General features: G+C 68.7%; 13 protein-coding genes. 6 read left to right on the top strand and 7 right to left on the bottom strand.

Annotated features, from left to right (window positions below; genetic code table 11):
• Window positions 1–17: 17 nt before the first annotated feature.
• Window positions 18–2444 (bottom strand): phosphoketolase, encoded by a 2427-nt coding sequence (locus AB431_RS16850; RefSeq protein ID WP_047330892.1) that lies wholly within the window; start codon window positions 2442–2444, stop codon window positions 18–20.
• Between the two features lie 94 nt (window positions 2445–2538).
• Between AB431_RS16850 and AB431_RS16845 the strand changes: the two genes are divergently transcribed.
• Window positions 2539–4872, top strand: a complete 2334-nt coding sequence (locus AB431_RS16845; protein ID WP_235435698.1) for a CoA transferase — start codon at window positions 2539–2541, stop codon at window positions 4870–4872.
• Entirely contained in the window at window positions 4869–6305 is a 1437-nt protein-coding gene (locus AB431_RS16840; RefSeq protein WP_047330891.1) for an aldehyde dehydrogenase, read from the top strand. The genes AB431_RS16845 and AB431_RS16840 overlap by 4 nt, the downstream gene beginning before the upstream one ends.
• A gap of 71 nt (window positions 6306–6376) precedes the next feature.
• Here the strand turns inward: AB431_RS16840 and AB431_RS16835 are convergent, their stop codons facing one another.
• Together AB431_RS16835 and AB431_RS16830 are read right to left on the bottom strand one after the other, a co-directional pair.
• Entirely contained in the window at window positions 6377–6778 is a 402-nt protein-coding gene (locus AB431_RS16835) for a hypothetical protein (protein ID WP_052960304.1), read from the bottom strand.
• Window positions 6779–6921: 143 nt separating this feature from the next.
• The gene (locus AB431_RS16830) at window positions 6922–7668 is read right to left on the bottom strand and encodes an alpha/beta fold hydrolase (protein WP_047330890.1); all 747 of its coding nucleotides are present in this window, start codon (window positions 7666–7668) and stop codon (window positions 6922–6924) included.
• Window positions 7669–7785: 117 nt separating this feature from the next.
• On the opposite strand from AB431_RS16830, the gene AB431_RS16825 reads away from it, so the two are divergent.
• The 4 genes from AB431_RS16825 to AB431_RS16815 all read left to right on the top strand — a co-directional run bounded on the left by AB431_RS16825 (window position 7786) and on the right by AB431_RS16815 (window position 12431).
• Complete coding sequence (locus AB431_RS16825; protein ID WP_047330889.1) at window positions 7786–9252, top strand: acetyl-CoA acetyltransferase; 1467 nt, start codon at window positions 7786–7788, stop codon at window positions 9250–9252.
• Window positions 9253–9342: 90 nt separating this feature from the next.
• Complete coding sequence (locus tag AB431_RS29565; RefSeq protein WP_052960303.1) at window positions 9343–10608, top strand: hypothetical protein; 1266 nt, start codon at window positions 9343–9345, stop codon at window positions 10606–10608.
• Window positions 10577–11665 carry a hypothetical protein gene (locus AB431_RS29560; protein ID WP_052960302.1) on the top strand — a complete coding sequence of 363 codons (1089 nt, stop codon included), beginning with the start codon at window positions 10577–10579 and terminating at the stop codon, window positions 11663–11665. Before AB431_RS29565 ends, AB431_RS29560 begins: the two co-directional genes overlap by 32 nt.
• A 22-nt stretch (window positions 11666–11687) precedes the next feature.
• Window positions 11688–12431, top strand: a complete 744-nt coding sequence (locus AB431_RS16815; protein ID WP_082135707.1) for an SHOCT domain-containing protein — start codon at window positions 11688–11690, stop codon at window positions 12429–12431.
• Here the strand turns inward: AB431_RS16815 and AB431_RS16810 are convergent.
• From AB431_RS16810 to AB431_RS16795, 4 genes are all read right to left on the bottom strand, one after another.
• On the bottom strand, window positions 12417–13145 hold the full coding sequence (locus tag AB431_RS16810) for a DUF72 domain-containing protein (protein ID WP_047330887.1): 729 nt from the start codon (window positions 13143–13145) through the stop codon (window positions 12417–12419). The genes AB431_RS16815 and AB431_RS16810 overlap by 15 nt on opposite strands.
• 3 nt (window positions 13146–13148) lie before the next feature.
• A complete protein-coding gene (locus AB431_RS16805; protein ID WP_047330886.1) occupies window positions 13149–13790 on the bottom strand; it encodes an endonuclease in 642 nt (213 codons plus the stop codon).
• A gap of 62 nt (window positions 13791–13852) precedes the next feature.
• Window positions 13853–14668: an LLM class F420-dependent oxidoreductase gene (locus tag AB431_RS16800; RefSeq protein ID WP_047330885.1), complete on the bottom strand. Its 816-nt coding sequence runs from the start codon at window positions 14666–14668 to the stop codon at window positions 13853–13855.
• A 39-nt stretch (window positions 14669–14707) separates the two neighbouring features.
• Window positions 14708–15040, bottom strand: a complete 333-nt coding sequence (locus AB431_RS16795; protein WP_047333510.1) for a TfoX/Sxy family protein — start codon at window positions 15038–15040, stop codon at window positions 14708–14710.
• Between the last annotated feature and the right edge of the window lie 33 nt (window positions 15041–15073).

The raw sequence follows: 15073 nt of genomic DNA, 5'->3' as shown, positions 1-15073 counted from the left end.
ACCCGGAAATTGTTCGGCTATTCGTTGTCCCCTCCGGTGGCGACGGTGGCGTCGACCGATCCATTCGCCTGCACGCCGCGCGAATCCGGCCACACCCAGTCGCGCACCTCGGGGATGTCGTCGCCGTAGGCCCGGGTGTATTCCCGAGCGGCCAGCCGCTTGTCGACCATTTCCTGCCGCAGCGTGGCGCAACTCGACTGCAGGTGCGGCACTCGGTCGATGACGTCGATGACGAGGTGGTAGCGGTCCAGATCGTTGAGCATCACCATGTCGAACGGCGTCGTCGTGGTGCCTTCCTCCTTGTAGCCACGGACGTGGATCCGGCTGTCGTTGCTGCGACGGTAGGTCAGCCGGTGGATCAGCCAGGGGTAGCCGTGGTAGGCGAAGATGACCGGCTTGTCCGCGGTGAAGATCCCGTCGAACGCCCGGCCGGACAGGCCGTGCGGATGTTCGGTGTCGTCCTGTAGCCGCATGAGGTCCACGACGTTGACGAACCGTACTCGCAAGTCCGGCAGGTGTTGGCGCAACAGGTCGACGGCGGCGAGGGCCTCCAGCGTCGGCACGTCACCCGCGGCCGCCATGACCACATCGGGGTCTTCTCCGACGGTCTCGCTGCCTGCCCATTCCCAGATGCCCAGACCGCGGGTGCAGTGCGCGATCGCCTCTGCCATGGTGAGGAAGTTGGGGTGCGGCTGCTTGCCGGCAACGACGACGTTGACGTACTGGCGCGACCGTAGGCAGTGATCGTAGGTCGAGAGCAGGGTGTTGGCGTCCGGTGGCAGGTAGACCCGCACCACCTCGGCTCGCTTGTTGACGACGTGGTCGATGAAACCGGGATCCTGATGGGAAAAGCCGTTGTGATCCTGGCGCCAAACATGGCTGGACAGAAGGTAATTGAGGCTGGCGATCGGGCGGCGCCACGGGATGTGGTTGGTGACCTTCAGCCACTTGGCGTGCTGGTTGACCATCGAGTCGACGATGTGGATGAAGGCCTCGTAGCAGTTGAACAGCCCGTGCCTGCCGGTCAGCAGGTAGCCCTCCAGCCAGCCCTGGCATTGGTGTTCGGACAGCATCTCCATCACCCGGCCCGCCCGGGCCAGATGCTCGTCGACCTCAGGGCCGAAAAACTCGGCGTTCCACTGCTTGTCGGTCACCTCGAATACCGCCTGCAACCGGTTGGAGGCGGTCTCGTCGGGCCCGAAGATGCGGAAGTTGTCGGGGTTGAGCCGGATCACCTCGGTCAGCCATTGCCCGAGCACCCGGGTCGCCTCGGCCACGGTGGCGCCCGGGGCGGGCACGTCCACCCCGAAGGCGCGAAAGTCCGGCAGCCGCAGGTCCTTGAGCAGCAAGCCGCCATTGGTATGCGGGTTATCGCTCATCCGCAGCTGGCCGTGCGGGGCCAGCGCGGCGATGTGCGGGTCCAGTTTGCCGTCGGCGTCGAAGAGCTCATCGGCCCGATACGACGCCAGCCAGTCGGCCAGCACCTGCAGGTGTTCCGGGGTGTCCCGGGCACTGGCCAGGGGAACCTGGTGCGCCCGCCACGACCCGGTGGTCTTCTTGCCGTCGATGAAGGCCGGGCCGGTCCAGCCTTTGGGCGTGCGGAACACGATCATCGGCCACGCCGGACGCTCATCGCTTGGCTGGGCCTTGATCTCGGCGATTCGGTCCAGCACCTCGTCGAGCAGTGCGGCGAAGCGCCGGTGGGCGTCGGCATGATCGGCCGCACCGTCGTCGGGCACCTCGAAGAAGAACGGCTCGTGGCCGAATCCGGCCATCAGGCTGCGTAATTCGTCGTCGGGGATGCGGGCGAGCACGGTCGGGTTGGCGATCTTGTAGCCGTTGAGATGCAGGATCGGCAGCACCACACCGTCGCGCGCGGTGTTGACGAATTTGTTCGAATGCCAGCTCGTCGCCAGTGCGCCGGTCTCGGCCTCGCCGTCACCGACCACCGCGACCACCAGCAGATCGGGATTGTCGAACGCCGCGCCGTACGCGTGGGACAGCGCGTAACCGAGTTCGCCGCCCTCGTGAATCGAGCCGGGTGTCTCCGGGGCGACGTGCGAGGGGATGCCGCCGGGAAAGGAGAACTGGCGGAACAACCGGCGCAGGCCCTCGACGTCCTGGGTGATGTCGGGGTACGTCTCGGTGTAGGTGCCGTCGAGGTAGGCGTTGGCCACCAGCCCGGGACCGCCGTGGCCGGGTCCGGTGACGTACACCGTCGACTGCTCGCGCTGTTTGATCGCGCGATTGAGGTGTGCGTAGAGGAAGTTCAGCCCGGGCGTGGTGCCCCAGTGCCCGAGCAGCCGGGGCTTGACGTCCTCGCGGGACAGCGGAGTCCGCAGCAGCGGGTTGTCCAGCAGGTAGATCTGTCCGACGGAGAGGTAGTTGGCTGCCCGCCACCAGCCGTCGAGTTGGTCAATGGTCTCTGCGCTTATCGAGTCCATCTCCCCATCAAACCCTCATCGGCGCGACCGTGCCGCCGGGGCACCGATTGTTCACTACTACGCTGTCCGACGTGCTCGGCTTGGCGATGGACTCGTGACCGCTCCCGGCCTGCTCACCGGCGTGCGCGTGCTGGATCTTTGCGAACAGACCGGCGACGCGGTCGCCCGGTTGCTGGCGGACCTGGGCGCCGATGTCATCAAAATCGAAGCGCCCGGCGGTAGTCCGGCGCGCCAGGCGCGACCGACCCTCGACGGTGTCAGCATCCCCTTCGCGTTGCACAACGCCAACAAGCGCGGCATCGTGCTGGATCCGGCGAACGAGGACGACCGGCGGCAGTTCATGGAACTGGCCGGCAGTGCCGACATCGTCGTCGACAGCGGGGCACCCGGATTGGCGGCGGCGTTCGGCACCTCGTGCGCCGCACTGGCCGACCGCTTCCCGCGACTGGTCGCCATGTCGGTCACCGACTTCGGCAGCCAAGGACCGCGGGCGTCGTGGCGGGCCACCGACGCGGTGCTCTACGCGATGTCCACTGCGTTGTCCCGGTCCGGTCCGACGACAGGCCCGCCGGTGCTGCCCCCCGACGGCATCGCGTCGACGACCGCGGCGGTGCAGGCCGTCTGGGCGGTCCTGGTCGGGTACTTCAACCGGTTACGTTGTGGGACAGGCGATTACATCGATTTCTCCCGATTCGACGCGGTGGTGCTGACCCTCGATCCGCCGTTCGGCACCCAGGGTCAGGCCGCGACCGCGCGTAATGCGGGAGAGCGCTGGCGCGGCCGGCCGAGAAATCAGGATTCCTATCCGATCTTCGCCTGTCGCGACGGATATGTGCGGATCTGTGTGCTGGCGCCGCGCCAGTGGCACGGCATGCGGGCGTGGCTGGGGGAGCCCGAGCAGTTCCGGGACCCGGTCTTCGACTCGATTGCCGCGCGCACCAAGGCCTTCGGTGAGCTCAGCCAACTGATGGCCGCGTTGTTCGCCGACAAGACGATGGCCCAGCTGGTCAGCGAGGGGCAGGCCCACGGCGTGCCGATTGCCGCGGTGCTGACACCGTCGGAGGCGCTGGAATCCGAGCACCTCACCGCGGTCGGAGCGTTGGTCGATACCGAGCTGGCGCCGGGGGTGAGCGCTCGGGTGCCGGCCGGCTACTGGGTCGTCGACGGCAGACACTCCGGATACCGCGCACCCGCGCCTGAACTCGGTGCCAACGACGAGCGCTGGCAGACATCACAATTCGCACCCGATGCCACGCAATCGGTGGGCGCGCGCCCGCTGGAGGGCGTTCGCGTGCTCGATCTCGGTGTGATCGTCGCCGGTGGCGAACTCAGCCGGTTGTTCGGCGACCTGGGCGCCGAGGTCATCAAGATCGAGAGCGCCGGCTATCCCGACGGCCTGCGCCAGAAGCGTCCAGATCAGCAGATCAGCGAATCGTTCGCCCGCGCACATCGCAACCAACTCGGCCTCGGTCTGGAGCTGCGCAGTGCCGCCGGTGCCGAGGTGTTCAGCCGCCTGGTGTCCGCCTCCGATGCGGTCTTCGCCAACTTCAAGCCGGGAACGCTTGCCGCACTCGGCTTTTCCCACGAGCGGCTGCGTGAGTTGAATCCCGGTCTCGTGCTGGCCGAAAGCAGTGCCTTCGGCGACACCGGCCCGTGGAGCAAGCGGCTGGGATACGGCCCGCTGGTGCGCGCGACAATCGGGGTGACTCGGCTGTGGACCTCGCAGGAGCCGCCCGCGCCCACCGCGCGGCACGCCTTCTACGATGCGACGACGATCTTTCCGGACCATGTCGTGGGCCGGATCAGTGCGATCGGTGCGCTGGCCGGGCTGATCCGCCGCAGGCGCGACGGAATCGGCGCCCGCATCCACGTCTCGCAGGCCGAGGCGGCGATCAATCAGCTCGACACCCTCTACGTCACACTGGCCGCCGAGGCGACCGGCGCCGGGCACGTGGAGCCGGACCCCGCCACCCACCTGGTGCTGCCGTGCGCCGGTGACGATGAATGGTGCGTGGTGTCGATCCGATCTGGCGCCGACCGCCAGGCGCTCGCCGCCGTCATCGGGGACACCGAACTGGCCGATTGGACGAAGGCCCGCCCACCGCTGCAGGCCGCCGAGGCGCTGCAGGCCGCCGGAGTGCCGGCCGGCCCGATGAACCGGGTGGCCGAACTCGCCGACGACCCGCAGCTGCGGTTACGAAACGTGTTCAGCGACATGGTTCATCCGCTGCTCGAACTCCCGCTGCCCACCGAGGCCGGTCCGGCACCCTACCGTCACATCCCACCCGCACCGCGCCCCGCGCCGCTGCCCGGCGCCGACACCCGTCAGGTTTGCCGCGACGTGCTTGGCATGACGGCCGACGAGATCGACCAGTTGATCACCGACGGAGTGCTGTTCGCCGCTGAGACCACAGGAGTGATGAGATGACCACGGCTGCAGAAATTTTCATCGACGGATCGTTCCGCCGTGCCGACCAGGTGCAGCCGGTGATCGAAGCGGCGACGGGGGAGCCGCTGGGCGACGGCGCCAGCGCCACCGAGGCGGAGATCGACGCCGCGGTGGCCGCGGCGCGGGTGGCGCTGCCGGACTGGCAGTCCGCCTCGCCCGATCACCGGGCCCAGCTGCTCAATGCCTTTGCCGCAGCCCTCGACAAACGCGCCAAGATCACCGATGAACTGGTGACCCGGGAGAACGGCATGCCGATGTCGTTGTCACGGGGGGCCAATGGCCGCTTCCCCGCGGCCCTGGTTCGCTATTACGCGCAGCTGATCACTGACACTGCCATCGAGGAGATCCGCCCGAGCATGATCGGGCACACCATCGTGCGCCGAGAGGCCGTCGGCGTGGTGGCCGCGATCGTGCCGTGGAACTATCCACAGGCGCTGGCTGCGTTCAAGCTGGCGCCCGCGCTGGCCGCCGGTTGCACGGTGGTGCTGAAGGCCGCGCCCGAAACGGCATTGGACGCCTTGGTGTTCGCGCAGGCCGCCGAAGAAGCCGGACTGCCGCCGGGGGTGTTGAACATCGTTCCCGGCGGGGCGACCGCGGGCGCCTACCTGGTCGCTCACCCCAGCGTCGACAAGGTCACGTTCACCGGCTCGACGGCCGCCGGTCGCGCCATCGGCGAGGTGTGCGGCCGGCTGTTGCGCCCGGTGACCCTGGAACTGGGCGGCAAGTCCGCGGCGATCATCCTCGACGACGCCGACCTGGATGCCACCGTCAAGGGCTTGCGCAGCGCGTCGTTCGTCAACAACGGCCAGACCTGCCATCTGAGTTCGCGGATACTGGCGCCGCGGTCGCGCTACGGCGAGGTGCTGGACGCGCTGGTCGGCATGGTCGGCGAGCTCAAAGTCGGTGATCCGCTGGACAAGTCGACCGACATCGGCCCGCTGGTCAGTGCTCGTCAGCGCGAGCGGGTGCTGGGCTACATCGAATCCGGGAAGAACAGCTCGGCGAAACTCGTTGTCGGCGGCTCGGTTCCGGACGACCAGCCGCGCGGCTGGTTCGTCTCGCCGACGGTGTTCGCCGACGTCGACAACTCGGACCGGATCGCCCAGGAGGAGATCTTCGGCCCGGTGCTGGCAGTGATTCCGTACGACAGCGACGACGAAGCCGTCGCGCTGGCCAACGACAGCGAGTTCGGTCTCGCCGGCACGGTGTGGTCGAGCGACGATGAGCGGGCCGTCGAGGTGGCCCGCGCTGTGCACACCGGCACGATCGGCATCAACGACTACCAGCTTGATTTCCGTGCGCCGTTCGGCGGGGTGAAGGCCAGCGGTATCGGCCGGGAGCTGGGCCCGGAAGGGCTGGACGCCTTCTTCTCGCTCAAGTCGATCTATCGGGTGGGTCCCGCAGACGACTGAGTGGCCACCGGTGACGCGGTGCTGGCGTCACAGATGGCCACTCAGATAGTCAAGGGACCAGCTCCCCGGTACTAACCCGTTCCCAGGCAGCCGACGCCGTTGACGCAACCGCCGGCACCGCCCGGTCCGGCGCCGCCCTGGACGCCCGGGGCCGACCCGCCGGCACCGCCGGGGCCAGCGCCGCCCTGGACGCCCGGGGCCGATCCGCTGGCTCCGCCCGGTCCGGCGCCCCCCTCGACACCGGGAGCCGTTCCGGTGGCTCCGCCGGGTCCCGCGCCGCCGGACACGCCGCCGGGTGCCGTGCCGGTCGCGCCGCCCGGCGCGGTGGTGTCACCGCCGGCCGGACTGGTCGTCACGACCACCGACGAGGTAGGCGACGTCGTCGTAGTCGTCGTGCTCGTCTTGGAATTGTCATTGCTGGTACCACAACCGACGGCAAGCGTCAGCACTGCGGCGCCGCCGACGAATGTCATAGCGGCCCTTGAAATCACTCTCGATCCCACAGCCATGCGGGCCCTCACTTCCTTGTTAGGGGACCCTTCCGCGTACCCGCCTCGCGCACAAACGAATCCTGCACGGCCGGCGTGGCTGTATCCGGTTGGCGTTGCGTCCGTAGTCAGTCCAGCGAGTCCCAGAAGTCGGTCAGTGCCCTGGCGCCGCGCACCGGGTCCTGCAGCATCCACCAGTGCCCGAGCCCCTCGAGTACCTCGGTGCGGGCGCCGGCCTGCTCGGCCGCGGCGCGCCGCTGCTCGGCAGTGCCGACGAAGTTGTCCTCGGTGGCCAGCAGTGACAGGCCGGGGCGCGCGGTGGCGTTCGCCAGGTGCCGGCCCGCCTCGGAAACCGCGGGCTGCGCGGCCGAGCGGTACAACGCCAGGATGGCTCGCCCCATCTCGGGTTCCTGCGCCAACGCCAGCTCGGTGGCGACGGCAGCGGAGATGCCCATCCCCGTCAGCAGGGCCACCCGGTCGTCCAGCGGGCTGCCGATCATCGCCTCGACGGCTTCTTCTCCGGCGCCGGGCGTCTGCCACACCTGCGCCATGTCGTGCCACACGTAGTCGGGATGCATGACTCCGACGATGTCGCTGGCCCAGCTCCGCACCAGCTCGGGGCGATTCATGACGACGTTGAGCACATGCCCGCCGCCCCAGTCGTGGCCGACCAGGTCGACCGGAGCGTCGAACTCCGCCAGCTCGCTCATCAGCCAATCCCGGTAGGCCACCATAGTGGCCGGAAAGTCGTCGGGCAGTGGCGCGCCGAACCCCGGTGGTGACAACCGCACCACGTCGTCGCGACCGAGCGCCTCGACCAGCGGGCCCCAGATCACGTCGGTTTCCGGATTGCCATGCACCAGAACGACCGTCATGGCGCCATCCTGGCACGGTCGTCGGCGCCGACCAGAACCGGCCATCTCGGCTCGGGCGACCGATGCTAGGTTTTGACAGGCGTCAAACGCCGTCACGACTACAGATAGGGGCCGTCGATGGATCCTCGGACGCCGGTACTGGTCGGGGCGGGGCAGGTCAATCAGCGCGACGACGCGCAGATCGAACCCGTCGACCTGATGGTCGCGGCCGCCCGTGAGGCGGCCGATTCGAAGGTGCTGCAGGCCGTCGACGCCGTCCGGGTGGTCAACCTGTTGTCGTGGCGCTACCGCGATCCCGGGTTGCTGCTCGGCCGGCGGATCGGTGCCGATAATCCGTCGACGTATTACACCGGGGTCGGGGGCAACACCCCGCAATCGCTGGTGAACCAGGCGTGCCTGGACATCCAACAAGGCCGCGCCGATGTCGTGCTGCTGGCCGGGGGAGAAACCTGGCGTAACCGGAAACGCATGCAGGGCAAGGAAATCAAGCCTGACTGGATCCGACAGGGTGAGGACGTCGCGGTTCCCCCGGGCGCTGAGGACGAGGTCCCGATGTCCAGCCCCGCCGAGGAGCGCATCGGGCTGCTGCTGCCGTCGCACGTCTATCCGCTCTTCGAGCAGGCGCTGCGGATCGCGGGCGGCGAGAGCGTCGACGACCATCAACGCCGCATCGCCGAGCTGTGGGCCCGATTCAGCGCGGTCGCCGCGGACAATCCGCACGCCTGGAACCGCGAGCCGCGCACCGCCGAGGAGATAGGCCAGGCAGGCCCGGACAACCGAATGATCAGCTGGCCGTATCCGAAGCTGATGAATTCCAACAACATGGTCAACCAGGCCGCCGTCGTCATCCTCTGCTCGGCGGAAAAGGCCACCGAGTTGGAGATCCCGCGCGATCAGTGGGTCTTTCCCTACGCCGGCACCGACTCGCACGACACCTACGCGGTGGCCGAACGCCACGAGCTGCACCGCTCACCGGCCATCCGCATCGCCGGGCGCCGCGCGCTCGAACTGGCCGGTGTCGGCGTCGACGACCTGGCGCACATCGACGTCTACTCGTGCTTCCCGTCGGCCGTGCAGGTAGCCGCCAACGAGCTCGGCCTGTCCACCGACGACCCGCAGCGGCCGTTGACCGTGACCGGCGGGCTGACCTTCGCCGGCGGCCCCTGGAACAACTACGTCATGCACTCGATCGCCACCATGGCCGGCCTGCTGCGGGCCGATCCGGCCGCGTTCGGCCTCATCACCGCCAACGGCGGCTTCCTCACCAAGCACAGCTTCGGCGTCTACAGCGCCACCCCACCGCCGGCCGCCTTCCGCTGGGAAGACGTCCAGCCCGAGGTCGACCGCGAACCCACCCGCACGGCGGTGGTGGAGTATGACGGCGAGGGCACGGTCGAGTCCTGGACCACGCCATTCGACCGCGACGGACGTCCGGAGAAGGCGTTCCTGGCGGTGCGGACCCCGGACGACGCACGCGCGATGGCCGTCATCGACGACGCCGCCGCGGCGGCGGTCACCGTGGCCGAAGACATCGCCGGCGCCAAGGTCAGGGTGCACGCCGACGGCCGGGCCAGCCTCTCCTGATCTTGTTCCTCGCGCGGTCGAAAGGTCGATTTTTTCGTCGCGACCTGCGTATTCTCGTCGGGAGCACGACGGGGGAACTAGGGGCGTGGCATGCGGATCTTGCTCACGGAGGTCACCGGAGAACTCGGCCGCGCCCTCGCCCGGAGCCTGCTCGCGGCCGGTCATGATGTGTACGGCGTCGCCGAGCGCCCGCACCACGACCTCGATCCCGGTGTGGATTTCGTCGGCGCAGCCCTGAGCCATCCGGTTCTGTACCGGTTGGCCGAGCTGGTCGACGTGGTGGTTCACCTGCCGGATGAAAGCCGCCTCGTCCCATGCTCCGCGGACGTCGCCTTCGTGTGCGACGCCGCCGCCCGCGGCGGTGCGCGGATTGTGTTTCCGTCGTTGTCCCTGCTGGCTCCGCGCGGCTGGCAGCAGGCCGAGGATCTGGTCAGCACCGGCTGGGCGCCGAGCCTGGTGGTTCGCATCGCCGCACCGATGGGTCGGCAAGCCGACGCGCTGGTGTGCCGCTCGGTCGCGGCGCTGCTGGACGCCGACGCGCCCGGGCCGGTGCATGTGCTGCACATCGACGACCTCATCCGGTTCCTGGTTCGCGCCGTGGGTTCCGACCGCACCGGGGTCGTCGACCTGGGCGGGGCCGACACGACCAGCGTGGTCTCCGCAAGCAGGCTCCTCGCCGGAGTGGACCCCCGGCCAAGGGTGCGGGGAGTGCCGGGCTGGCCGCAGTTGTGCCCGCCGCTGGCTCTCGACCCGCTGCGCACCGAGTGGGACTTCGAATGTGGCTGGGGTGCAAGCGATGCCGTGATCGACACCGTACGCGGGCTGCAGGGCCGCAGGGTCGGCCCGGCCGGTGCGGTCGCGATTGCGGGCCGAATCCCGTTGCCGGTCAACGCTGTCCCACGGGCGGTGGGCAACGTCGCCGCATCCGAGGGCGCCGACGGTGAATTCGACGACCGGATCGATCAGCGTTTTCCGCTGTTCGTCGCCAGTCCCCTGGGTGACACCTCCGCGGGCCCGCTGACCCCGATGTCGCTGGATCTGCACCTGACCGGGCTGCGGCTGGCCGGGCGATCCCTGTCGCGGCTGCTGGACCTCCGCGGGCCGGTCGCCGACGAATGGGCGAGCCGGCTGGTCGCGTCGTTCGGCCATCGGATCTACCTCGGCGCATCGGCTCTCGCGGCGGCCGAGCCGCGGCTGCCAGGCCGGGCGGTCGCCCTGTCGCGACGGCTGCGCGCCGCCACCGACGCCCCGGTCGCCAGGTCCCGGCCTGCTCGCCGCGGTCACCGGCGGGCTGTTCACGACCCGCCTGGTCCCGTCGGCCCGCATGTACAACCGGCATCTGCGGGCATACCGTGAGGCTGCCGACGCCGAGCGCCGTGATGTCGCCAAGCTCGGACTGCTGCGAGATGCTCAGCTGGATGCACGAATACGTCTGCTGTGCAGTCGAATTCACGAAGGCTGGCAACTGACGGCGTTGGCGGTCCTGCTCGCCGAGGTGGCTCCGACGCACCTGGACGGGGCGGATCAGCCGGTCGGCATTCGCGACGGCGTCGACTCGCTCGCGCGCGTACTGCGTGCACATCCGTATGCCCGCGCGGCTCTGGAGGCCGGTGACATGGCGGCGGTGCGCACCGGGGCGCCGATGCTGGCGAACGCGTTCGAGGCGGCACTGGCTCACATCGGGCATCGCGGGCCGGGCAGCGTCGAACTCGCCACGTCCGTGCTCGGCGATCGGCCCGACGCATTGTTGGCCGCGGTCACCAGGGTGCCCGGCTCAGGCTCTCCCGAGGACCCGCCGCTGCCCGGCGCACACGCCAGCCGGGTCGCGGCGTACGACACGACTTTGCGGTTCACCAACCAGCTCCGGCTTGCGGTACGGGAATTGGGCCGCCGGCTGGTGGCCGACGACAAGATCGCCGGGCTCGACGACATCTTCCAACTGACCGTCGAGGAGGCCTTGGCCGTGCCCGCCGACACCCGGCTGCGCATCAAACGCCGTATCGCCGAACGCGAGCGGCTGCAGGCGATCCGGCTGCCCGCGGTCATCGACACGGCATGGACGCCGGTCGACGCTGGAGCCACCGCTCAGGTCGAGGAGGAACTGCACGGCACCGGTCTGTTCCCCGGTGTCGCGGAGGGCACGGTTCGGATGGTCGACTCGGCCGCTGACGCCGACCTGACCGCTGACGACATCGCGGTGGTCGCAGGAGCCGACATCGAGGCGGTGGCGCTGCTGGGCACCCCGGCCGCCGTTCTCGCCGGCGAGGGCATCGTGTTCGGTGAGCCGAGGCTGCATGTCCCGGTGGTGGCCGGCATCCCCGCGCGGTTGTGTACCGGCATGCGGGTGCGTGTCGACGGTTCGGCAGGGGTGGTCACCGTTCTCGCAGCTGCCTGCGACGTGATAGGAGCCTGACGCGGTATACCGTGGCCCGGTGATGTGGCGGACGATAGCGACACTTTCAGTGCTGTGGTGGGCGCTGATCGTCGCACCGGCGTTGATCGCCACCCGGCTGCTCGACCACGCCGGTGCCACCTCCGCCAAGGGCGGGGTACTCGCTGTCTGGCTCGGCGGTTACATTGCGCAGTTCATTGTGTTCCTGGCGATCTCCCGCCGGTCGCCACGTCCGGCGGTGCTGGGCTGGGTAATCGCCTCGATAGTGCCGTGGGCTGCCGACTGGACCACCCCGTTGTCGGTGTGGTGGCCGGTGCTGTGGACCGCGGTCGTCGTCGGCTATGCGGCGTGGCTGATTGTCGAGGTGTCCCGGGTGGACCAGTTGCGCAGCGCCGGGGTGGCGGCCAGCGGCGTCGTGCTCGAGGTCATCAGGCCGACATTCAACGTCGTGGTCAACAAGGATGCCAGTCGCCGCGTGCTGCGGCTGCGCGTCGAAAGGCCCGATGGCACAGCGCCTTACGAGGCCCGCGTCACCGCGACGTTCACCCTGGGTGAGCTGCCTGAGGCCGATGACCGGGTCGCGGTACGCATTGATCCGGCCCGCCCGGACCTCATCGAGCTCATCGAGGACGAGCCCATCGTCCGCGCCGCGCCGCAACCGGAAGACCTGCCGCGCGAGGTGGCCGAACGCTTGCAGACGCTGAAGACCATGCGCGATCGCGGCGACCTCACCGATGCCGAGTTCGCCACGGCGCGAAAGCGGCTTCTCGAGTCACCTGCCGAGTAATTCGCGCAGTCGCAACGCATTACGCACCGCGTGGCCCTGCCCGTCGTTGTTGAAGTAGACCAGCACCCGCCGGTCCTGGTCCAGCCATTCCTGGATCCGGTCGGTCCACCAGCGCAGGTCGTCCTCGGTGTAGTCGCCCGCATAGATAGGGGCGGTGTCGGGCCCGTGCATCCGCACGTAGACCAGGTCGGTGGTCGCGCGCAGCACACACGGCATCCCCGGCCCGCTGATGACGACGTACGCGGCACGGTAGCGCTCGAGGATCTCGTAGACCGCAGGGTCGTCCCAGGTCGGGTGGCGCATCTCCAGCGCCACCCGCACCCAGTCGGGGATGAGCGCCAGGAAGTGCTCCAGCCGGGCGTCGTCGCGTTCGAGGTCGGGATGCAGCTGAACCAGCACCGCCTCGCGCTTGTCACCCAGCGCCCGCTGGCAGCGTTCGAGGCGATCGATCCACGGTTCCGGATTGTTGAGCCGGCGGTAGTGGCTCAGTCCGCGGTGCACTTTGACCGTCATCGTGAACCCGTCGGGCAGCCTGGTGCGCCAGCCTTCGAAGGTGGCGTCCTTGGGCCAGCGGTAAAAGCTGGCGTTGAGTTCGACGGTGTCGAAGACTTCGACGTAGCGGGCCAGTCGTTTGGCCACCGGCAGACCCGGGCGGTACAGCACTGAGTCCCAGTGGTCGTAGGACCACCCCGAAGTGCCGATTCGGACGGTCAATTGTCAGCCGGCGATGCGCTGCCGCACGTCGTCGTCCAGGGAAACTCGCACCAGCGCCGCGGCCAGCGGTGCGATCACCCGGCCGGTGAGGCTGGCCAGCTTGTCGGGATCGCGGGGCAGTCCGAGCTGCTCGGCGCTGTCCAGGGCGCGCTTGTCGAAGTAGGGCCGTACCCACGGCCAGACGTCCTGGACCTCGCGCAGGAAGATGTCCGAGCCGGTGTCGCCGATACCGGTGAACTGCTTGATCAGCTGCTTGGCGGTCCGCACATCGGGCTTGCTGACCCGGGCCAGAGTGCGCAGGTCGTTGCGGTAATCGTCGTTGATCCGGGTGGCGAGCTCGGTCAGCCGGGAGGCCGAACTCTCGTCGTAGCGCACATAGTGCGCCCGGGCGAACGCGTCGATCATCGTCTGCCGGTTGGCCGAGAGCACCGCGCGGGGAGTGCGCAGTCCGGCGCGGAACAACTCCCTCGCGGCATGCATCGCGATCGAGGCGTCGATCGGCTTGCTGGCCAGCATGCACAGCACCATCAGCTGGAACAGCGGCATCGGAGTGTCCCGCAGGGTGATTCCTGCTTCAGCGGCGTAGGTCCGGCCCGCGTGCTGGCGCAACCGCTGTATGAGCCGCCTGGCTTCCGAATCGTCCATCTGCCAGGCGATACCCGCCTAGTGGGTCGACGAAACGAAGCGTCACTTCGGCGTAACAGCTTTCAGCGCCTCGTGTCGCGCCAGTCGATCATCCTCTCGGCCGTGCTGAGGTCGTACTTGCCTTCGGACGCGCGGACCTCGGTGTGGAACAACGTTGCCCCGGCGGCCAGGTAGTCGTCCGCCGACTTCGGATTGGTCCAGAATGTCGACCGCTCGATATCGCCGTCAGCACGCCCGAATCCGGCGGCCAGCTCGGCGACGCGGGCACTGGCCTCCCGGTAGGAGTCGATGGGCAGGAAGGTGTGCCAGATGTCGGCATGTCGCGCGACGGCGGGCAGTGTGCGCTTGGGGCCGGATCCACCGATGAGGATCGGGATCTTGCGCAGCGGCGCCGGATGCAACTGCGCGAACCGGCGCTCGATGCGCAGCAGCCCCTCATCGAAGGCGTCGGCCCGGGACTTTACTGTTCCGAAGTCGAAACCATAAGTGGTGTAGTCCTTTTCGTACCAACCGGCACCGACGCCGAGGATCGTTCGGCCGCCATTGATGTGGTCGACGGTGCGTGCCATATCCGCGAGCAGGTCCGGATTGCGGTAGCCCATCCCCGACACCAGCAACCCCAGCTCAGCGCGCGTGGTGATCTCGCCCCAGGACGCCAGCGCGGTCCAGCCCTCGAAGTTGTTCACATCGGGCTGTACCTCGGCCAGGATCGGCTTGGCGTCGACGATCGAGTCGATGAACGGGGCGTGGAAATGGTCGTAGCCGAAGATGACGTCGACGCCGATCTCCTCGGCACGCAGGACGGCCTGGCGCCAGGTGGCGTAGTCAGGGGTGTCTGCTGGCTGGATCTGAACGGCAACGCGCACGGGACGGGTCATGCAGGCGACAATCACGACGCACGGTGGTTTATTCCGGCGTCACTTCGCGGGCAGTGATTTCGCATAGGTGACGCCGCGGGTCACCCAGCTCTGGAGCTGACGCTTGGTGCGCACCCCGTCGCCGGCCACCCGGATCCAGCCGCGGGTTTCCCGCCCTGCCATCACCATGGGTTCGGTGTGTTCGCGGGTCAGCAGTTCGGCGGTGTCGGCGGGCGGCACGCGCACCATCAGGCCACCCTGCCCGCTGGCGGCGACGGCCATGTTGCCGTTGATCAGGAACGCCAGACCACCGAACATCCGCTTCTCTTCGACGCCGCGTTCGCCGGCGACCAGTTCCCGTAGGCGGTTCGCCAGATCTTCGTCGTAGGCCATACCGAACAGCACACACAAAGTCGCACCGATCCT

It is taken from the genome of Mycobacterium sp. EPa45, assembly GCF_001021385.1.
GTDB lineage: Bacteria > Actinomycetota > Actinomycetes > Mycobacteriales > Mycobacteriaceae > Mycobacterium.
Note: the sequence above shows the minus strand (reverse complement) of the source record. Positions and strands in the feature narration are given on the sequence as shown.